Raw genomic sequence first — 20,103 nt, forward strand, 5'->3', positions numbered from 1 at the left:
CTGGCGCTCAGTGAAATCCGAGGAACTGCTTGAGCTCCGGTGTCTGCGGGTTGGCGAAGACTTCGCCCGGCGGGCCGATTTCATGCACTCGGCCCTGGTGCATGAAGACGACGCGGGAGCAGACGTCGCGGGCGAATTTCATTTCGTGCGTCACCATCAGCAGCGTCATTCCTTCGCTTGCCAGCTCGCGCACGACGGCGAGGACCTCAGCCACAAGCTCCGGGTCGAGGGCCGAGGTGATCTCATCACAGAGAAGCGCGATCGGCTGCATGGCGAGCGCCCTGGCAATGGCGACGCGCTGCTGCTGGCCGCCGGAGAGCTCGTCCGGAAAGGCGTCGAACTTGTGCCCAAGACCGACGCGATCGAGCATGCGGCGTGCCATGGTTTCGGCTTCGGCCTTGGCGATCTTCTTGACGACCATCTGCGACAGCATGACGTTGCGTCCGGCACTTAGATGCGGGAACAGATTGAACTGCTGAAAGATCATGCCGACCTTCAGACGTAATGCTTTCAGATGCAGGTCATCTGGCAGAAGCTGCGCGCCTGCAACAGAGATCGAGCCGTCGTTGATTGTCTCCAACCCGTTGATACAGCGCAGCAGCGTCGATTTGCCCGAACCACTCTTGCCGATGATGGCGATGACTTCGCCCGGCTCGACATCGAGGTTGATGCCTTTCAGGACTTCGTTGCTGCCAAAGCTTTTGCGGACTTCAGTGACCTCGATGAGCGACATTGAGCTTCCTTTCCAGGATCTGGCTGCTTTTCGACAGCGGCCAGCAGAGGGCAAAATAGATGAGAGCGACGAAGCCATAGACGGTGAATGGCTGGAAGGTCGCGTTGGTGATGACGGTGCCGGCCTTTGACAGCTCGACGAAGCCGATGATCGAGGTCAGCGCCGTGCCCTTGACGACTTGCACGGAGAAGCCGACCGTCGGCGGCACGGCGATGCGCAGCGCCTGTGGCAGGATGACATAGCGCATCTGCTGGATATAGCCCATGCCGAGGCTGGCGGAGGCTTCCCATTGCCCCTTGGCGACGGCCTCGACGCAGCCGCGCCAGATCTCGGTGAGGAAGGCGGACGACCAGAGGGTCAGCGCTGCGCCGGCGGCCAGCCAAGCCGGCACGTCGATGCCGAAGAGGCCAAGGCCGAAGAAGGCGAGGAAGAGCTGCATCAGCAGCGGTGTGCCCTGAAACAGCTCGACGAAGTATTTGACGGCGATGCGACCGGCCTTGCGCTTGCCGATGCGAAGGAACAGCAGGATCGCGCCGACGATGGCGCCGCCGGCAAAGGAGACCAGCGACAGAAGTATCGTCCAGCGCGTGGCCAACAGCAGGCCGCGGAGAATATCCCATGTGGTGAACTGGATCATCGGCTGGCCCTGCGTGGAAAGATCAATGCGCCCACGCCCGCGAGCGCCTGTCGGAGCAGGATCGCCAGCACCAGATAGATCGCCGTGGACACGAAATAGGCTTCGAAGGCGCGGAACGAGCGTGACTGGATGAAGTTTGCCGCGAAGGTCAGATCCTCTGCCGCGATTTGCGAGACGACCGATGAACCGAGCATGACGATGACGACCTGCGACGATAGCGCCGGCCAGATGCGTTGCAGGGACGGCACGAGAACGACATGGCGGAAGGTCTCGAACGGCGTCATCGCGAGGCTCGCGCCGGCTTCGAACTGGCCACGCGGCGTTGCCTGTATGCCGGCGCGGATGATCTCGCAGCTATAGGCGCCGAGATTGATGACCATGGCGAGGTTGGCTGCGGTCATCTCGTTCATCTGGACGCCGATGCCGGGCAGGCCGAAGAAGATGAAGAAGAGCTGGATCAGGAAAGGCGTGTTGCGGATCAGCTCGACATAGGTTGCAACGACGGGCTTGAGCCCGCGTGGGCCGAGCGCGCGCGCCCAGGCGCAGGCGATGCCGAGGATGATGCCGAGCACGGCGCCGATCAGGGTCAGCTCCAGAGTGACAAGGATGCCCTTGATCAGGACGGGGTAATATTCGGCGAGCCAGCCGAAGTCGAAATGATAGCGCATGGGAAGATACCTCGCTCGGACGGACCGCGCCGCCAGCCAGTGGTGCGGTCCGTCGTGCGTTGATCAGAAGCCGGCGGGAAGATCGGCACCGAGCCACTTCTGCGATATCTTGTTCAGCGTCCCATCGGCCTTGGCGGCGGCGATGATCTCATCGACCTTTTTCTGCAGGGCCGGCTCGCTCTTGTTGAAGCCGATGTAGCAGGGGGAGTTGGTGATGAGGAATTTCATCTCGGGCTTTTTCGGCGGGTTTTTGGCGAGGATTGCCGCCGCGACGACGTTGCCCGTCGCGATCAATTGCACCTGGCCGGAGAGGAAGGCGGAGATGGTGCCGTTATTGTCTTCATAGCGCTTGATCGTCGCGTCCTGCGGCGCGACCTTCGTCAGCGCCAGATCCTCGATCGCGCCACGAGTGACGCCGATCGTCTTGCCGGAAAGGTCCTCCGGCTTGGTGGCGGCAATGTCGGCGGGGCCGAAGATCCCGTTGAAGAACGGCGCGTAGGCGTCGGAGAAATCGATGACGGCCTGGCGTTCGGCATTCTTGCCGAGGCTTGAAATCACCAGATCGACCTTGTTCGTCTGCAGATAGGGAATGCGGTTGGCGCTGGTGACCGGCACGAGCTCGGTCTTCACGCCAAGTTTTTCGCCGATCAGGTTGGCCATGTCGATGTCATAACCCATCGGCGCCATATCAGTGCCGACGCTGCCGAAAGGCGGAAAGTCCTGCGGAACGGCGACGCGGAGCGTGCCGCGCGATGTTATGTCGCTCAAGGCATCCGCCCGGGCTGTGTGCGGGGCGGAAAGCGATCCCATCGCGAGCATCGCGATGCCGAGTGCCATGAGCAATTGTCTGCGCTTCATCGAGTGTCCTTCCAATCGGGCTATGTGAAAGCTGGAGGGCCAAACGCAAGACCCATGCCAGTCGCCGGCACGACGTTCATCTCAGGCGGCTGCCGGTATCCTCGCGAGAGGGGTTCGTCTTCGATGGATAGTTTGCCGGCGCTTGCCTAAAAAATACGCATTTTAAGGTCGCGACGTTTCTTTGCACGTGTCTATCCGGGGCGCTGCAAACGGGCACTCATGCAATAGAAGCAAGGGGCGATGTGGCGCGAGAACGGTGGATCATTTTCATGGCTGGACACCGCCACATCTATGTCCCATAGAACCGACAAAAGGTTAACGTCCTTTGACGCTCGCGATGGGAGATTCGGAAGATGGTGCTGGCTGATGCTAAGGCGGGAAAACGCAACGAGGCGGGGATATCAGCCGTTCTCGGCATTCTGAAGCAGACGTTCGGAGAGCGCTTCCAGACCGGCGAAAGCTTCCGCGCCCAGCATGCCCATACGACCACCTATATTCCCGCGCAGCTTCCCGACGGCGTGGTTTTCGCCGAAACGCGCGAGGACGTGCAGGCTGTCGTCAAGGTCTGCGCCGAGCATAAGGTGCCTGTCATCCCCTTCGGCACGGGCTCTTCGCTGGAAGGGCAGGTGAATGCACCACAAGGCGGAATTTCCGTCGATTTCAGCCGGATGAACCGGGTTCTTGAAGTGAATGCCGAGGATCTGGATTGCACCGTCGAGCCAGGCGTGACCCGCGAGGAGCTCAACACCTATCTTCGTGACACCGGCCTGTTCTTCCCGATAGATCCCGGCGCCAATGCCTCGATCGGCGGCATGGCGTCCACTCGCGCCTCGGGCACGAATGCGGTCCGCTACGGCACGATGAAGGACAACGTGCTGGCATTGACTGTCGTTACCGCCAATGGCGAGGAAATCCGCACCGCCCGCCGCGCCAAGAAATCGTCCGCCGGCTATGATCTGACCCGGCTGTTCGTCGGCGCGGAAGGAACGCTTGGGGTGCTGACGTCGGTGACGTTGCGCCTGCAGGGAATTCCCCAGAAGATCGCCGGCGGCGCGTGCGCCTTTCCTGATATCAAGGCGGCATGCGATGCCGTCATCATGACGATCCAGATGGGCATTCCCGTTGCGCGCATCGAGTTGCTCGATGCCATGCAGCTTCGGGCCTGCAATCGCTATTCCGGCCTGACCTTTGACGAGAAGCCCACGCTTTTCCTCGAATTTCACGGCACCGACGAGACCGTTGCGCTGCAATCGGCACAATTCGCCGAGATCGCAGCCGAGTGCGGCGGTGGTGAATTCCTTTGGACTGTTAATGCGGAGGAGCGCAACAAGCTCTGGAAGGCGCGGCATGATGCCTATTGGGCAGCGCGCGCCCTTGCGCCTGACCTGGCGGCACTGTCGACGGACGTCTGCGTGCCGATATCGCGGCTGGCCGAATGCGTCGCGGAGACCCAGGCCGATATCGAGGCGAATGGATTGTTGGCGCCGATCGTCGGCCATGCCGGCGACGGCAATTTCCATGTGCTTGTCCTGTTTGACGACAAGACCCCCGAAGGCATCGCGACGGTCGAGGCTTTCGTTGCCCGCCTCAATGCGCGTGCACTGGCCATGGATGGCACCTGCACAGGCGAGCATGGCGTGGGGCAGGGCAAGATGTCATTCCTTGAACAGGAGCTCGGCGATGCCGTCGATTTGATGCGACAGATCAAGGAAGCACTCGATCCCGATGCCATTTTCAACCCTGGTAAGATATTCCATACGCATTGAAAGGTGGAGCATTCCCATGATCTTGGCTTGCTACCCGCGTGAATGGCGCTAGGCTTGAGCCACCCTTTTCTGACCGTTGTCATGGAAAGCGGCCAGGATGCGCTAGATCACGCCGCATCGTTCGGGAAAAATGATGCGATTTTGCAATGGGATCGGATAGAAACGTGCGTATCCGGGGCGATGTGGTGTATGTGCTCCGATAGGTTACGGTCTATCGTATATTTGGAATGAAGATTGGAGACGGTGCGCATTGTTAGGTAAGGTCCTGGTTTTTCTGGGTGGATTGCTTGTGGTAGTGCTGTTCGTGGCGCTGCTCGCTCCGATCTTCATAGACTGGACCGATTTTCGAAAGAATTTCGAGGATCAGGCGAGCCGTATCATCGGCAAGAAGGTGACGGTTCACGGCACCGTCGATGCGCGCCTCCTGCCTTTTCCCTCCGTGACGCTGCATGATGTTCGCGTTGGTCAGGAGGCCGATGGTACGCCTCTGGTGCAGATTGCCGAATTCTCCATGGATGCCGAGCTGGCGCCCTTTCTTTCCGGCGAAGCGCTGATCTTCGATATGCGCGTGTCGAAGCCGAAGGTGCACCTGCGGCTGGCAAAGGACGGCACATTGGATTGGATGCGCGGCAGCCAGCCAGAGATTCCCGCCAAGTCGGTGGTGCTCGAAAGCGTGCATGTGGACGATGGCGATATCCTGTTCATCGACGAGCAATCCGGCCGCACCCGGCATATTACCGGTTTCAATGCTGAGATGTCGGCGAAATCGCTGGCAGGGCCATGGCGGATCGAAGGCGATGCGGCGCTCGATGGCGAGCACGGTAACTTCAGTATTTCCAGCAGCCAGCCTGATGACAACGGCGTTTTGCGCGTTCGCACCCGGCTGATGCCCGACCGGCATCCGCTCAATGTCGATCTCGATGGCGAGTTGAAGCTGGTCAACAGCAAACCGGACTACATGGGTTCGTTCAACGCCGGGGTCGACGACAAACGTTCTGGCAATTCTGGCGACCAGCAAGTCCAGCCTCGCATCAAGGGCCGTTTCGAGCTGACAAACGATCGTATTCGCGTTCCCGAGTATAGGCTGGAAGTCGGCGCTGCCGACGACCCCTACGTGGTGACGGGCGAGGCGACACTGGATACCGGGACCAAGCCGGAGTTTCTGTTGACCGCCGATGGCCAGCAGATCGACGTCAATCGCCTGGGTAACAGCAAGGGTCCCAATGGCAAGACCAACCGGAACCCGGCCGTTTCGGCTCGCCAGCGTTTGAACAGCCTGATTGAGACCGCGGCAGAAATTCCGGTGCCGCAAGTGCCCGGTAAGGCGACCTTCCGCTTGCCCGCGATTGTTGCCGGCGACACGACCATTCGCGACGTGCAGCTCGATCTCGAGCCGGCGGGAACGGGCTGGAAGATCGATCACGCGATCGGCACGCTGCCTGGGCGCACGCAGGTCGAGGCGCGGGGCAATCTGATGCTGCAGGGCGAGCCGAATTTCATCGGCAATCTCGTCGTGGCCTCCAGCCAGCCCTCCGGCCTCGCCTCCTGGCTGGTGGGATCCGTGGATCCGTCTATCCGCCAACTGCACCAGGCCGGCTTCTCCGCTGACGTCAGCCTGCGGCATGAAGAGCAGCGCTTCGAGAATCTGGAGATCGCCATCGGTTCGGCTACGCTCAAGGGCCGCCTCGATCGCCAGGCGCCGAACGACAAGGATGCGCCGAAGCTTGCCGTCGATCTTACCGGCGATGCGTTCGATCTCGATGCGCTGAGAGCGTTGACCGGCCTGTTCACCGGTCAGGACGCCGGCGAATCCCTTTTTGATCACCGGATCACCGCTCATCTGCAGGCTGCGAAATTCGTCGCCTTCGGCGTGCCGGCCGACGATGTCGATACATCGTTCTCGATCGCGGATGGCGCGCTGACGCTTGACAAGCTTGCGGTACGCAATGTCGCCGGCGCGGAGATCACTGCGACGGGTCGCGCCGACGGTTCGCCCGCGAGCTATAAAGGATCGGGCGAAATCACTTTCAAGGCGGCCGATCCCGGCCCCTTCTTCGAAATGCTCCGCCAGCATCTGCCCCATCATCCTGTCATGGATCGTCTGGTGCGCAATGCCGCCTGGTACGGAAACACCGCGCTTCGCGGCGCGGTGACGCTCGGCGGCGATCAGGACAATGCGTTGACGGTGACGCTCGCCGGCGTGTCCAACGGCAGCCGCGTCAATTTCGATTACCGCATGTCCGATCTGGCGGCGTTCGCAGGCAAGGGCAAGACGACGCTGGAAGGAACGCTCGAAAATTCCGTGACGTCGATCCTCTTCGGTCAGGCCGGTCTCGATCCGCTGCCGGTCGAAGCCGATGCGAATGGCCGCATGACCTTGAAAGTGTCCGCCAGCGGCACAGATCCGGCCGATGCGGCGTTGACTTTCGCGACCGATAAGACCTCGTTCACTGCAAATGGCAAGGTCGATGTGCGCCCCGACAGCTTCCTCAACGGCAACGTCGCACTATCGCTCGATAGCGCCGATCTCGATCCCTATTTCGTCATGAACGGCATCGGCATCCCGCAGATGGGCACAGGCTTACCGGTCAAGTTCCAGGCCAATGCCGCTGTCAGCCCCGACAAGATCGTATTCTCCGGCATGAAGGGGCTGTTTGCCGACAACAATGTGTCGGGCGCGCTCACCTTCGACAGAAAGGCGCCGAACATAAAGGCGACCGGGGAATTGTCGCTCGACAAGGTGGATCTCGGCTGGCTGGCCGAGGCGATCTATGGCCCGATCACGGACGCCAAAACCGGCAAGCTGACCAGGGACAAGCTCGGATTGCCGGCTTTCAGCGGGCTCGATATCGGCATCAAGCTTTCGGCGAAGCAGGTATGGCCGGGCATATTCGGTCCGATTTCGAATTTCACCGGCAATGTCGCCTACAAGGGCGAGGAATTGCGGCTGAACGATCTGTCCGGCGGCTGGAACGGCGGCACGCTGAATGGCAGCCTGATGCTCGCCAATTCCGACGGCACCGGACTTATGCAAACGAAGCTCAGCCTCGCCAACGGCGATCTTGCCGCGGTCGCCTGGCAACGTGACGGTGCGCCACTTGCCAGCGGCCGCTTTGGCCTGGCCATGAATGTCGAAGCCAGCGGCAAGAGCATGGGCGACCTTGCGGCCAACGCCAGTGGTTCGGGCGAGGTCAAGCTCGGAGAGACTCATGTGCGTGGCCTTAATCTGTCCGTCCTGCCGCCCTTGCTGTCGGCGACGGATCAGATCCAGGGCGATATCACGGCCGAAAAGGTGTTGCCGATCGTGCAGACGCTGCTCAACAATGGCGAGGCGGTGCTGCCGGCCACGAGCATACCGTTCAATATCTCCTCCGGCGTCGTGCGTGCTACGAACATCGTCGCCGGCAACGATGTGGCGAAGCTCTCCGGCAATGCCGAAATCAGCTTGCCGGATGAGCGTATGCGCGGCTCTCTCGGCATCGACTTGAATGCCGCAAGCGAGGCGCAGAGTGGCGCCGAGCCGGCTTTGCGCCTCGATTTCGCCGGCCCGCTGGCAACGCCCGGCCGGACGATGGACGTGAGCGACGTCACCAGCTTCCTGTCGCTGCGCGCTTTCGAGCGCGAGCGCCGGCGCGTCGAGCGCCTTCAGGCCAATGTCCTCGAAAAGCAGCGGCTCCGGCGCGAGGTCTCGCTTTACAAATACGTGGCCGTTGCGCGCGAAGCCCAACGGCAGCGCGACGCGGCCATCGAGCAGCAGCGGCGGGCCGAAGAAATCCGGCTGCGCGATTTGATGAGGCGCACTGCGGCACAGAAGCAAGCGGACGAGGAGGCTAAGGCCAAGGCCGCCGCCGAAGCTCGTGCCAAAGCCGAGGTCCAGCAATTGCCGGCGCTCAACGGCCAGTCGCCGCAGCCGACAACGCCATTGAACTTCAACGGATTGCCCGGTGTCGCCCAATAGCGCATGGCCCCAATAGCGCATGGCTTTGTGCGGCATTGGTTTCAACCGGATGCCGTAATCTGGAGTAGTGACGCTAGTTGCGTTCTTTCAGCCACTTGAGAACATAGAGGCGCAGCGCGGAGGAGAGGTTGCTCTCTGCATCGCGTCCGTCGTCGATTTCGGAAATCAGCGCTGCGAGCGACGTGCCGCGTACATTGGCGATTGCCTTCAGTTCTGTCCAGAAGGCATCCTCAAGGGAAAAGCTCGTGCGATGGCCATGCAGCGTCGCGGAATGTTTACGGATCATCGGCGGGTCGATCAAAAAAATCGGAAACGGTGGGATATTGGTAACGTGATTCAAAATGCACGGGTAAGCAACTGATTTCGGAAGTTTTTTAATTCTGGCGCAGTAGTCAGTCGTCTGTTTCTGGCGTCTCCCTGCGGCCGGCCTCGTGTTCTTTTGTGGCCTTGTCGTTGAGCGCCTTCGTCAGGTTCTTTTCCGTCTTGGTGCGGCCGAACGTGATGCGGTTCTGTTCTGCCTGCTTTTCTTTCTCGGAACGAGCCTGTTTCTTGCGGAACTGGCGCAGATTGACGATTTCGGCGTTCATCGATCTTTTCCCGTTGCCGATGTGGAAAGGGGAAGCGGATGCTTCCCCGACATGCTCACTGCTTCTTGCGGAATGCGTCGAGAGAGACGACGGAACCAGGCTTCTTTTCCTCGCCGTCCTTGGCCGCTGCCGGCTCTTCGGCGTGTTCGGCCGTCACGGGATAGGCGGTGATCTCGCTGGAAGTGATTTCCTCGTCGTCGGCCAACGGCACGTCGAACTCCAGTTCGAAGTTGACGGAAGGATCGTAGAAGCCGCGGACCGCGTTGAAGGGGATGACCAGCTTTTCGGGGACATCGGAGAAAGACAGGCCGATCTCGAACTGGCTCTCAGTGACTTTCATATCCCAGAACTGATGCTGGATGACGATGGTCATCTGCTCTGGATACTTCGACTTCAGGTGCTGCGAAATGCGCACACCGGGAGCGCCCGTCAGAAAGGTGATGAAGAAATGATGATCACCGGGCAAACGGCCGGTGGCGCCAACCTCGGTCAACACCTTGCGTATGACTCCACGCAGGGCGTCCTGTGCCAAAATGTCGTAGCGGATATGATCCTGCGCCATGCTTTCCTGTCTTTCGTTGGCCCATGCTTTTTGTAAGGCTTATGCCACGCCGAACGTCGACGGGAAAGCCCCGTGCGCGAGTCATCGCCTCGTCATATATAATATAGCACTGGAGGATAAGGTGAAGGCTTCTGTTGCCAGGTGCCTTCGAACCCCGCCTAAGAGTGCGACCCCTTAGGACTTTATTTGAAGTGTCACACCGCGATTAAGCAGCGAGACGAGCTTCCGCATAGTTGTCGTTTGCAACTACAATTTTAGCCCGATAACGGCGGTACAATGCCGAGCAAAAAGTCGATCTTTACACCCTTGTCGATCCTGTTTCGCCCCCATCAAAAGCCGGTCTGACGCCAGTTAGCCGGCCGGTTTTTGGTGGAGGCGCCGGGTACCGCCCCCGGGTCCAATAGGTTTATTACACCGCTCATTTATCGCCATAGCCGGCCCGAAGACCGGCATGGCTGATATAGTGTTTTCCGCGGGCGAAGGGAAGGGCAATTGTCATAAATGCTTTGCTGAAACATCGGTTTGCGGCAGGAAGGCAGAGAATCGGTGAGATTATTGTCAGCCGCGGTTGGTTTCCCACCAGCTTGTCACTAGAATTGCGAAAAAGGAATCGGCCGGGCGCGCGGCGGCGAACTGCCGCTGGCGTCACTCGCGCCGCCCGGAAAACTTCAAGAGCGATTTCGGAGCTGAAGATGGTTCGCCACCCGGAGTATCAATATCTCGACCTGATGGCGCACCTGCTCGAGAACGGTGATCGCCGGATCGATAGAACGGGCGTCGGCACCCTGAGCGGCCTCGGAGCGATGATGCGCTTCGATCTCTCGAAGGGGCAGTTCCCGGTCTTCACGACCAAGCGCGTCTACTGGAAGCTCGCCGTCAAGGAAATGCTCTGGTTCCTGACGGGTGATACGAACATCCGCAACCTCCTTAAGGAAAACGTGCGGATCTGGACCGATTGGCCATTGGCGAAATATCGCAAGGCCACCGGCGAGAACATCGATCAGATCGCTTTCGAGGCGCGAATTCTGGCTGACGAGGCTTTTGCGCTCGAGTGGGGCGATCTCGGCCCGGTCTATGGCAAGCAATGGCGCCAGTGGCGCGATGCCGAGGGCCGGGTGCATGATCAGCTCGCATCGGTCATTCACGACCTGAAAACCAATCCCAGCAGCCGCCGGATGATCTTCCATGCGTGGAATGTCGGCGAATTGGCCGACATGGCGCTGCATCCCTGCCACATGGTCTATCAGTTCCATGTGTCGAACATATCCGGCGCCGAAGGCCGGCGTCCGCGCCTCAGCCTGATGGTCTTCCAGCGCTCGTGCGATCTGTTCCTGGGGAACCCCTTCAATATCTCGCAGCAGGCGGCCTTGCTGGCCATGGTTGCGCAGCAGGTTGATATGGACGTGGGGGAACTGGTCTGGTCGGGCGGCGACGTGCACCTCTATCTCAACCATCTGGATGCGATCCGCGAGCAGTTGAGTCGCGAACCCAAGCCGTTCCCGACCCTGCGCTTGCTGCGTCGGCCCGACAGCATAGACGGCTACCGCATCGAGGATTTCGAAGTCGTAGGCTACGAGCCGCACGCGGCGATTGCGGCTGAGGTTGCCGTCTAGGCGGCGTTTCGGCCGGCAACGAATGTTAGCCCGAGAGAACGAACGTTGCGACCGTGATTGCCATTGTATCCGGCGCTTTCAGGCTGTCGGCGGGGAATCGGGCTCAGTGCGCCGATCGAGCAGCAGTTGCAGGAACGCCAGATCGAGCCATCGGCCGAATTTCGTGCCGACTTCCGGGAGAAGGCCGACCTGCTGAAAGCCGAGCTTCTCATGGAGCCTGATCGAAGCGACATTTCCGGCCTCGATGCCGGCGATCATCGCATGCTTTCCGATGGTTTTGGCGCGCTCGATCAGCTCGACCATCAACGCCCTGCCGATTCCGCTTCGATATTGATCATTTCGGACATAGACGGAATGCTCGACCGTATGCCGATAGCCGTCGAAGGCCCGCCAATCGCCGAATGAGGCATATCCGACGACTTCGCCGCGATCGTCAATGGCGACCAGCACCGGATAGCCCAGCCTGCGCCGATCCTGCAGCCATCGCTTTCGATTGTCCGCATCGACCTGTGTCTCGTTCCAGATCGCGGCTGTGTTGACGACGGCGTCGTTGTAGATCGCGGTTATTCCCGCGACATCTTCGTCATTGGCATCGCGAATTTGCATCGATTGCTCCGTGAAGCTATCCACTAAATTGGATTCTGGTGTGATTGATCGTTTCACTCTGTCATACGCCGATTTCTGCGCTTGTCCACTATGTTATCATAAAAACCATCAGGCTGATAACGGGCGGCCTAAGGCATGAATTGATTTTAAAATATTACGTCAATATATCAATTATTTAGCTATGGAATTGTTGTGGATTTCCATATTGCTATCCTCAGGAAAGTCTACTATAGTAAAACGATGTCTCAACTTGATGAAATCGACAAGCGCATCGGTGCGCGCATTCGCATCGAACGCGAGAGCCGCGGCTGGTCGCTGACAGAGCTTGCCGAACGTTCCGCCGTTTCCCGCGCCATGATCCACAAGATCGAGCGTGGCGAGAGCAGTCCGACGGCAACGCTGCTCGGCAAGCTGTCGGGTGCTTTCAGCCTGAGCATGTCGACATTGATGGCACGTGCTGAAATGCAGCAGGGCCGTTTCCTGAAGAAGGAGGATCAGCCCGTGTGGGTCGATCCGCAGACCGGCTACGAGCGGCGGCATGTGTCCCCGAAGTCGGACCTGCCGCTTGATCTGGTTCGCATCGAATTGCCCGCGGGAGCCGATGTTCCCATGCCGGCATCGGCCTATGCTTTCATGCGGCAGCTCATTTGGGTGCTGGAGGGCGAGCTGATTTTTCTCGAAGGCGATGCAAGGCATCGAATGTCGGCAGGCGATTGCCTCGAGCTCGGCCCGCCGACGGATTGCATGTTCAAGAACAAGAGCGGCAGGCCCTGCATCTATGCCGTTCTTGTTCTCCGCAACGCGTAGAGCAAGCGTCGCGGCGGCTAAGTTGCTTCCGGCGATGCGTTCACCCTTTCGCGGACGAAGCGCAGAAACAGGTCTTGAGGAAGCCGATGAATGCGATCGTCGACATGCGACTGGTGGTTCGTGATGCGAAAAGTCGGTGGGGCGGATTGCAGACAAGGCCTGCAAGGAGGGCCGTGCTGCGGCACGGACCCTCCCACCGCCAGCCCGCACGAAAGCACGAACAGCAGCATGCCGTGGGCGAGGCCATCAAATAAATGGATCAGCATTTTCCTCCGTCTCCGGCCAACACCGCGTCGAGACCGCTCGGTCCGGATGCGGTGCCGTACCGTGTTTGACGAGCCCTGATAGGTCTTGACTGGCGACTAGGGATGACGGGAAGCGCGACGATTGCCCATTTCGAAATGGTCGGCAGCCTATAAGAAAAAGCTATGGCGCCTGTCTTGGCCGATCGCTTTTTGGCCCATCGCCCATGCGCAAAACTTATCGTTCCCGCGCCGCATTCCGCTCGTCGGCCTAGTCGCGAGGCGCTATGTTGTCGTCCTTGCGTGAAGAGGGAGATCGGTCGTGGATATCGCAGTCATCGGAGCCGGCGCGATGGGCAGCGCCATTGCGAGGCGTTTGGTCGAGAATGGCGCGAAGGTGCTGACCCATCTCGAAGGCCGTTCGGCGACAACGATCGATCGAGCGAAGTCTGCGGGCATGGAGGTTGTCGGGCTGGACGCTATCGCCGGAGCCGGCCTCATCCTTTCCATCGTTCCACCCGCCGCCGCCATCGGCGTGGCCGAGCAGATCGCAGCAGCCGTGCGTCGACGCGGCACGAAGACGACATTCATGGATTGCAATGCGATTTCGCCGCAGACGATGGTGCAGGTCGCCTCGATCTTTGCCAGCGATTGCGGCGTGGTTCTCGATGGTTCCATCATCGGCGGCCCGCCGAAGCCCGGCCAGAAGGGACCCAAGCTTTATGTCAGCGGCGATGCGGCCAACAGCAGCGCCACGCTGGCCGAACGCGGGCTTCAGGTGCGCCGAATCGATGGGCCGATCGGCGCCGCATCGGCGCTGAAGATGTGCTATGCCGGCATCAACAAGGGCGTGACAGGCCTTGGGACCACCATGCTGCTCGCCGCCATCCGCTCCGGAGCGGATGAGGCCCTGAAACGCGAGCTCCGGGAAAGCCTGCCGGATCTCGATGCGAAATTTGTGCAGGGCATCCCAGACATGTATCCGAAAGCCTATCGCTGGGTCGCGGAGATGGAGGAGATCTCGGATTTCCTCGGCGAAGATGATCCCGCCGCGCTGATATTCAAAGGCATGGCCGGTCTTTACCGCAAGATGGCGGATGATCGCGAGGATGGCGGCGTGCTGGCCGGACAGCTCGATAAACTCAACAATGGCGGTTGATTGCAGGCGGGTGGGTGCTTTCCAAGGTCTGTCAGCGCTATCATGCAATGGAATCATGAGGCCGACTCGCCTATGGCGATGGTAACGTTGTTTGAGGGAGGAAGCATGACCCAGCCGATCAAGACCATCGTCGTTGCCGTTTCGCGCAATGGCATTATCGGGCGTGACGGCGACATGCCCTGGCGACAGTCGTCCGACCTCAAGCGCTTCAAGGCGATGACCCTTGGCAAGCCCGTCATCATGGGACGCAAGACATTCCAGTCGATCGGCAAGCCGCTGCCCGGCCGACCGAACATCATCATCACTCGCGATGAAAGCTTTTCGCCCGAAGGCGTAACGGTGGTGCATTCGCTGAGCGAAGCCATCGATGCTGCGTCCCGCCTTGCGACCGAGAGCGGCGTCGACGAGATCTGCATTCTGGGCGGTGGCGAGATCTATCGGCAGGCGATCGGTCTGGCCGACCGGTTGCTCATCACGCATGTCGAGGCGGAGGTGGATGGCGACACCTCCTTCCCGGCCATCGATCCCGCCCTTTGGCAGGTCGACAGCGAGCTTGCCGTGCCCGCCGGCGAGAAGGACACCTATCCGACACGTTTCGTCAGTTATTTTAGGCGAAATGCATAAGGGCTGCCCTGAAAATTCAAATATTTTCCAGTTAATCCGCCGAACTTCCTGAAGTTGCGTTGAAAGCAGGTGCGTCGATACCTATAACGGGATGCAATCGCTGCCGCCTGCTAATTTTGCGGGTTCGGCGCGGTGCTGGGAGTCAACAAACAAAGAGGTTTTGATGCCTTGGAGCAATCAGAATGGCGGCGGCGGTGGCCCGTGGGGCGGCGGCGGCGGCGGTGGAAATAATCAGGGACCTTGGGGGCAAGGACCGAACCGGCCGCGGGGAAGCGGCAACGGAGGGCCTCCGGATCTCGAGGATATTATTCGCCGCGGCCAGGACCGGTTGAAAGGCTTTATCCCTGGTGGCTTCAATGCGGGCGTCTTTCTTATCATCGCTGCGGTTATCGGTGTTTTCTGGCTGATTCAGTGCGTCTATACGGTGCAGCCGGATGAGCGCGGTGTGGAACTGCGTTTCGGCAAGCCGAACACGGAAGTCTCGATGCCCGGCCTGCATTTCCATTTCTGGCCGATGGATCGCGTTGAGTTCGTGAAGGTCACGGAACAGCAGCGCAATATCGGCGGTCGCTCGGCCGCCGGTTCGACTGCCGGCCTGATGCTGACGGGCGATCAGAACATCGTCAACGTCCAATTCTCGGTTCTCTTTGTGGTAACTAATCCGCAATCCTATCTCTTCAATCTCGAAAGTCCCGACGAAACGCTGCAGCAGGTTGCAGAAAGCGCCATGCGCGAAGTCGTCGGCCGCCGTCCCGCCCAGGACATCTATCGCGATAACCGCCAGGAAATCGCCGTTCAGGTGAGGGCCATCATCCAGGATACGCTGGACCGCTACGGCGCCGGCATCGCCATTACTGCCGTACCGATCGAGGATGTAGCACCGCCGCGCGAAGTGGCCGATGCGTTCGAAGAAGTACAGCGCGCCGAGCAGAACGAAGACCAGCAGGTTGAAGAGGCCAATCAATACGCCAACCAGCAGCTCGGTCAGGCCCGCGGTCGCGCGGCTCAGATCCGCGAAGAAGCGGCTGCCTACAAGGATCGTGTCGTAAAGGAAGCTCAGGGTGAAGCACAGCGCTTCATCTCGATCTACGACGAGTACATCAAGGCGCCGGAAGTCACCCGCAAGCGGCTGTTCCTTGAAACCATGGAGACCGTTATCGGCAATTCCAACAGTGTCATCATCGATGACAAGCAGGGCGTCGTGCCCTATCTGCCGCTGAACGACATCGGCAAGCAGCCCGCGACGCGGGCGGGCAAGCCCGCCACTGCAGCTCAGCCGGAGGCCAAATAATGACGTCCAGCCGTTTACCAACCATTCTCATCGCGCTCGCGGTGCTGCTGCTGCTCGTTTATTCGTCGGTGTTCGTGGTCAATGCCCGGGAGCAGGCTATCGTCCTGCGTTTCGGCCAGATCCGCGCAGTCAAGGCGGAGCCGGGGCTCTACTTCAAGCTGCCTTTCGCCTTCATGGATGCTGACCGCGTTCAATACATACAGCTGCAGGAACTCCGTTTCGATCTGGACAATATCCGCGTCCAGGTGTCGGGCGGCAAGTTCTACGAGGTCGATGCTTTCGTGGTCTACAAGATCACCGATGCTCGCAAGTTCCGCGAGGCGGTGTCGGGCGATCGTGATGCGGCGGAATCCCGTCTCAGAACCCGCCTCGACGCCTCGCTGCGTCGTGTCTACGGTCTGCGCAACTTCGAAGCGGCGCTGTCCAACGAACGCGCGTCGATGATGACCGAAGTGCGCGACGATCTGCGCCGCGATGCCGAGACGCTCGGTCTCAACATCGAGGATGTCCGCATCCGCCGCACTGACCTGTCTCAGGAAGTGTCGCAGAATACTTATGATCGTATGAAGGCCGAGCGTTTGGCGGAAGCCGAGCTCCTCCGCGCACGGGGTAACGAAGAAGGCCAGCGCCGCCGCGCGATCGCGGACCGTCAGGTCGTCGAGCTTATCGCGGATGCGCAGAAGGATTCGGAAGTCCTGCGTGGTCAGGGTGAAGCCGAGCGCAACGGCATCTTCGCCGATGCCTCGTCGCGCGATCCGAATTTCTACGAATTCTATCGCACGATGGCCGCCTACAACAAGGCGTTCGTTTCCGGTGGCAAGACGCTGGTCCTGCCGCCGAACAAGTCGGACTTCTTCAAGTTCTTCGATAGTCCCAACGGTACCGCGCCCAATTCCGGCGCGCCGGCGCTGGCCAGTCCGACGACGACTCCGGCGAACTGAGGCGTCAACCCGCTGAAATCCAAGGGCTGCCTCACGGCGGCCCTTTTCTTTATCGGAAACCACATCACCTTTGCCATAAATGCCTTGGTCGGATTGAGGTTCGGGGATTTCGCAAAAAGGTGATTTCGCGCTTCATCATTCCGCCTTATGTTGATGCTTATTCAAGATTTCCCTTTATCGATGAGGATGCCTGATGGCCCCGACCCTTCGCCTGCCTTTCAGACGTTCGTTCGCTTTGCTGGCCAGCATGGCGCTGATTGCCGGTCCCGTCGTCGGTGGCGCCGAACAGGCCTATGCGCAGACGCAGAATAGCGGCGCGGCTGCGGGCGCTCAGGCACCGGCAGCGACCAACAACCAGACGCCGCCTGCGGACACACCGACGATGACGATGAACCCGGCGATGAATGCCGGCCCCGCTTCGGTTGCAGATCTTGCTTCCGGTTTGCTCGATGCCGTCGTCAACATCTCCACCTCGCAGAAGGTGAAGGACGAGGGGGATGGCCCGGCGACGCCGAAGGTGCCGGACAATTCGCCGTTCCAGGATTTCTTCAACGATTTCTTCAAGAACAGGAATAACGAGGACAGCAACCGCAAGGTAAGCTCGCTCGGCTCTGGCTTCGTCATCGATGCGGCCGGCTATATCGTCACTAACAACCACGTCATCGAAGGCGCCGATGATATCGAGGCGATATTCCCGAACGGGACGAAGCTGAAGGCGAAGCTGATCGGAACCGATACGAAGACCGATCTCTCGCTCCTCAAGGTCGAGCCGAAGCATCCGCTGACGGCGGTGAAGTTCGGCGATTCCTCCAAGATGAGGATCGGTGACTGGGTGATGGCGATCGGCAATCCCTTCGGCCTGGGTGGATCCGTGACCATCGGTATCGTTTCTGCGCGCGGGCGCAACATCAATGCCGGTCCGTACGACAACTTCATCCAGACGGATGCGGCGATCAACAAGGGTAATTCCGGCGGCCCGCTCTTCAATATGAAGGGTGAGGTGATCGGCATCAACACGGCCATCATCTCCCCGAGCGGCGGCTCGATCGGCATCGGCTTTGCCGTGCCTTCGGAGCTGGCCGAGGGCGTCGTCAAGCAGCTCAGGGATTTCGGCGAAACCCGTCGCGGCTGGCTCGGCGTTCGTATTCAGCCGGTGACGGATGATGTCGCCAACAGTCTCGGTCTCGGCAGCGCGAAGGGCGCACTCGTGGCCGGCGTCATCAAGGGCGGCCCCGTCGACAACGGCACCATCAAGGCAGGTGACGTCATCCTGAAATTCGACGGCAAGGATGTGGCTGAAATGCGCGACCTGCCGCGTGTCGTCGCTGAAAGCCCGGTCGGCAAGGAAGTGGATGTGATCATTTTCCGCGACGGCAAGGAGCAGACCGTCAAGGTCACGCTTGGCCGGCTGGAAAATAGCGATCAGGCGGCAGCGGCGAACACCGACAAGGACAAGCAGCCTCAGCTCGCGCCTGATGGTGAGGGCAATCATGACGGCGTCATCAATCCGGACGGGGGCGACGGCGGCAATGATGATGGCATGGATGGACAGGACCAGGGTGACAACCAGCAGCAGTCGCCGCAGGCTCAGCCACCGGCCCATGCAAACACAAGTATACTCGGCATGAAGCTGGCGACGCTGACGGCCGAGAACCGCAAGAGCTTCGGTATCGCCGATAGCGTCGATGGCGTCGTCATCACGGAAGTTGCACCGGGTTCGGCTGCCGCCGAGAAGGGCCTGAAGCCCGGGGATGTTGTCGTCGAAGTCGCGCAGGAATTCGTGCAGACGCCGAGTGCCGCATCGGAAAAAGTGGCCTCGCTGAAGCGGGAAGGGCGCCGCAATGCGCAGTTGATGATTGCGTCTCCAAGTGGCGACTTGCGCTTTATCGCTGTTGCTCTCGAGTAGACACTTCAGTTTTCCGTTTGCCCTGCGACCGCCACTCGGCGGCACGCAGGCGGTAGACGACGTGGCGTCTTAATTGCGGATGCGTGTCCGGGATCTGCGGATGGTCGAAGTCGATCGCCGGATCCGGATGCATGCCGATCCTTCGCATGACCGCGAGGGCGCGACGGTTGTCGTGAACGGCGATAGACAGGATTTCATCAAGCTTCAGCGTCTCGAAGCCGTGGCGCAGGAGCGCCAGGCCGGCTTCTGTGGCATAGCCATTGCGCCAGTGGCGCGCTGACATCCGCCAGCCGATTTCCACCGCGTCCTTCGGCAAATAGGGCTCGAGCTGCGGCTTCGACAGCCCGCAAAGGCCGATCGCTTCGCCGCTCTGCTTCAAAGCTATCACCAGAAGATCGAAGCCGGGTTCCGGGACGACGCTCCGGATCATGGTGAAGACGGTATCGGCATCTGCTCGACTGCGGCGAAAGGGAAAGAACGCAAGCACGGCGGGATCGGAGCTGAGCTCGTAGAACAGATCGCGGTCCTCTTCCCGGCAGGGCCGGAGGGTCAGCCGGGACGTCTCGAGGAGGGTCATCGCCCGACGCGCCATTCATCCGCAGTCAGGCGGTAGAGCACGTGCCGTTTCAAGTGTGGGTAGGTGTCCGGCACGTTGGGATGGTCGAAATCGCCACCGGCGACGCGATGCATGCCGATCCGCTCCATCACGGAGGTCGACCTGGTATTGTCGTGCACGGCAAAGGAAACGATCTGGTCGAGACCGAGCTTTTCGAAGCCAAGCGCGAGCAGCGCTCGCGCTGCTTCGCTGGCAAATCCCTTGCCCCAGTAGCGAGCCGCGAGCCGCCAGCCGATTTCGATTGTGCCCTTGGCTATGGGGGGCTCAAGGTGATCGACACGTGCCAGCCCGCAAAAGCCGATCGTCTCGCCGCTGGCTTTTTCCTCCAGTGCATAGAAGCCGAGGCCGGTTTCGGCGATCATCGAGTGGACGCGATCGAAGAAGGCATCGGCTTCCGCACGGTTGCGGCGGAAGGGAAAGAACTCCATCACAGCCTCGTCGGAATTGATCTCGAAGACCAGATCTCGGTCCGTCTTGCGCCAGTTGCGGATAATGAGGCGTTCGGTTTCGGTGATGGTCATCGATGGCA

Annotated in this window: 20 protein-coding genes and 1 other RNA gene; 9 read left to right on the forward strand and 12 right to left on the reverse strand. The window is 60.2% G+C overall.

The annotated features are described in order from the left end of the window. Nucleotides 1-7: 7 nt before the first annotated feature. The 4 genes from FHT29_RS23695 to FHT29_RS23710 all read right to left on the reverse strand — a co-directional run bounded on the left by FHT29_RS23695 (nucleotide 8) and on the right by FHT29_RS23710 (nucleotide 2,875). Entirely contained in the window at nucleotides 8-733 is a 726-nt protein-coding gene (locus FHT29_RS23695) for an amino acid ABC transporter ATP-binding protein (protein ID WP_037202691.1), read from the reverse strand. Continuing rightward, nucleotides 711-1,370, reverse strand: a complete 660-nt coding sequence (locus FHT29_RS23700) for an amino acid ABC transporter permease (RefSeq protein ID WP_037202690.1) — start codon at nucleotides 1,368-1,370, stop codon at nucleotides 711-713. Before FHT29_RS23700 ends, FHT29_RS23695 begins: the two co-directional genes overlap by 23 nt. Continuing rightward, on the reverse strand, nucleotides 1,367-2,038 hold the full coding sequence (locus tag FHT29_RS23705; RefSeq protein ID WP_047558039.1) for an amino acid ABC transporter permease: 672 nt from the start codon (nucleotides 2,036-2,038) through the stop codon (nucleotides 1,367-1,369). The genes FHT29_RS23700 and FHT29_RS23705 overlap by 4 nt, the downstream gene beginning before the upstream one ends. A gap of 63 nt (nucleotides 2,039-2,101) precedes the next feature. Next, complete coding sequence (locus FHT29_RS23710) at nucleotides 2,102-2,875, reverse strand: transporter substrate-binding domain-containing protein (RefSeq protein ID WP_246703095.1); 774 nt, start codon at nucleotides 2,873-2,875, stop codon at nucleotides 2,102-2,104. Between the two features lie 374 nt (nucleotides 2,876-3,249). Between FHT29_RS23710 and FHT29_RS23715 the strand changes: the two genes are divergently transcribed. Together FHT29_RS23715 and FHT29_RS23720 are read left to right on the forward strand one after the other, a co-directional pair. Then, nucleotides 3,250-4,662, forward strand: a complete 1,413-nt coding sequence (locus FHT29_RS23715) for an FAD-linked oxidase C-terminal domain-containing protein (protein ID WP_037202687.1) — start codon at nucleotides 3,250-3,252, stop codon at nucleotides 4,660-4,662. A gap of 250 nt (nucleotides 4,663-4,912) precedes the next feature. Continuing rightward, entirely contained in the window at nucleotides 4,913-8,620 is a 3,708-nt protein-coding gene (locus FHT29_RS23720) for an AsmA family protein (protein WP_047558032.1), read from the forward strand. Nucleotides 8,621-8,693: 73 nt separating this feature from the next. Here the strand turns inward: FHT29_RS23720 and FHT29_RS23725 are convergent, their stop codons facing one another. From FHT29_RS23725 to ssrA, 4 genes are all read right to left on the reverse strand, one after another. Beyond that, on the reverse strand, nucleotides 8,694-8,906 hold the full coding sequence (locus FHT29_RS23725) for a ribbon-helix-helix domain-containing protein (RefSeq protein ID WP_037202875.1): 213 nt from the start codon (nucleotides 8,904-8,906) through the stop codon (nucleotides 8,694-8,696). 106 nt (nucleotides 8,907-9,012) lie between these two features. Continuing rightward, nucleotides 9,013-9,207 (reverse strand): DUF4169 family protein, encoded by a 195-nt coding sequence (locus tag FHT29_RS23730; protein ID WP_037202685.1) that lies wholly within the window; start codon nucleotides 9,205-9,207, stop codon nucleotides 9,013-9,015. Between the two features lie 55 nt (nucleotides 9,208-9,262). Continuing rightward, nucleotides 9,263-9,769: an SspB family protein gene (locus FHT29_RS23735; RefSeq protein WP_037202684.1), complete on the reverse strand. Its 507-nt coding sequence runs from the start codon at nucleotides 9,767-9,769 to the stop codon at nucleotides 9,263-9,265. Between the two features lie 120 nt (nucleotides 9,770-9,889). Continuing rightward, nucleotides 9,890-10,259, reverse strand: a transfer-messenger RNA (tmRNA) gene (gene ssrA / locus FHT29_RS23740). Between the two features lie 202 nt (nucleotides 10,260-10,461). Here ssrA and FHT29_RS23745 point away from each other — a divergent pair. After that, nucleotides 10,462-11,382, forward strand: coding sequence for a thymidylate synthase (locus FHT29_RS23745; protein ID WP_168600203.1), 921 nt, complete (start codon nucleotides 10,462-10,464; stop codon nucleotides 11,380-11,382). 78 nt (nucleotides 11,383-11,460) lie between these two features. On the opposite strand, the gene FHT29_RS23750 is transcribed toward FHT29_RS23745, so the two are convergent. Then, on the reverse strand, nucleotides 11,461-11,988 hold the full coding sequence (locus FHT29_RS23750) for a GNAT family N-acetyltransferase (protein WP_168596952.1): 528 nt from the start codon (nucleotides 11,986-11,988) through the stop codon (nucleotides 11,461-11,463). A 240-nt stretch (nucleotides 11,989-12,228) separates the two neighbouring features. Here FHT29_RS23750 and FHT29_RS23755 point away from each other — a divergent pair, with 240 nt between their 5' ends. Continuing rightward, nucleotides 12,229-12,795, forward strand: coding sequence for an XRE family transcriptional regulator (locus FHT29_RS23755; RefSeq protein ID WP_168600204.1), 567 nt, complete (start codon nucleotides 12,229-12,231; stop codon nucleotides 12,793-12,795). A 17-nt stretch (nucleotides 12,796-12,812) separates the two neighbouring features. Here the strand turns inward: FHT29_RS23755 and FHT29_RS23760 are convergent, their stop codons facing one another. Beyond that, entirely contained in the window at nucleotides 12,813-13,061 is a 249-nt protein-coding gene (locus FHT29_RS23760; protein WP_168600190.1) for a hypothetical protein, read from the reverse strand. Between the two features lie 298 nt (nucleotides 13,062-13,359). Between FHT29_RS23760 and FHT29_RS23765 the strand changes: the two genes are divergently transcribed. The 5 genes from FHT29_RS23765 to FHT29_RS23785 all read left to right on the forward strand — a co-directional run bounded on the left by FHT29_RS23765 (nucleotide 13,360) and on the right by FHT29_RS23785 (nucleotide 18,958). After that, nucleotides 13,360-14,196, forward strand: a complete 837-nt coding sequence (locus FHT29_RS23765; RefSeq protein WP_168600205.1) for an NAD(P)-dependent oxidoreductase — start codon at nucleotides 13,360-13,362, stop codon at nucleotides 14,194-14,196. A 105-nt stretch (nucleotides 14,197-14,301) separates the two neighbouring features. Then, the gene (locus FHT29_RS23770; protein ID WP_037202679.1) at nucleotides 14,302-14,820 is read left to right on the forward strand and encodes a dihydrofolate reductase; all 519 of its coding nucleotides are present in this window, start codon (nucleotides 14,302-14,304) and stop codon (nucleotides 14,818-14,820) included. 163 nt (nucleotides 14,821-14,983) lie between these two features. After that, on the forward strand, nucleotides 14,984-16,111 hold the full coding sequence (hflK, locus tag FHT29_RS23775; protein ID WP_037202678.1) for an FtsH protease activity modulator HflK: 1,128 nt from the start codon (nucleotides 14,984-14,986) through the stop codon (nucleotides 16,109-16,111). After that, nucleotides 16,111-17,052 (forward strand): protease modulator HflC, encoded by a 942-nt coding sequence (locus tag FHT29_RS23780; protein WP_037202677.1) that lies wholly within the window; start codon nucleotides 16,111-16,113, stop codon nucleotides 17,050-17,052. The genes hflK and FHT29_RS23780 overlap by 1 nt, the downstream gene beginning before the upstream one ends. Before the next feature lie 193 nt (nucleotides 17,053-17,245). Beyond that, nucleotides 17,246-18,958 carry a DegQ family serine endoprotease gene (locus tag FHT29_RS23785; protein ID WP_168600206.1) on the forward strand — a complete coding sequence of 571 codons (1,713 nt, stop codon included), beginning with the start codon at nucleotides 17,246-17,248 and terminating at the stop codon, nucleotides 18,956-18,958. Here the strand turns inward: FHT29_RS23785 and FHT29_RS23790 are convergent. Together FHT29_RS23790 and FHT29_RS23795 are read right to left on the reverse strand one after the other, a co-directional pair. Next, nucleotides 18,936-19,535, reverse strand: coding sequence for a GNAT family N-acetyltransferase (locus FHT29_RS23790; RefSeq protein WP_168600207.1), 600 nt, complete (start codon nucleotides 19,533-19,535; stop codon nucleotides 18,936-18,938). The genes FHT29_RS23785 and FHT29_RS23790 overlap by 23 nt on opposite strands. After that, entirely contained in the window at nucleotides 19,532-20,095 is a 564-nt protein-coding gene (locus FHT29_RS23795; protein ID WP_168600208.1) for a GNAT family N-acetyltransferase, read from the reverse strand. The genes FHT29_RS23790 and FHT29_RS23795 overlap by 4 nt, the downstream gene beginning before the upstream one ends. Nucleotides 20,096-20,103: the final 8 nt, after the last annotated feature.

It is taken from the genome of Rhizobium sp. SG741 (assembly GCF_012275435.1).
Taxonomy (GTDB): domain Bacteria; phylum Pseudomonadota; class Alphaproteobacteria; order Rhizobiales; family Rhizobiaceae; genus Rhizobium; species Rhizobium lusitanum.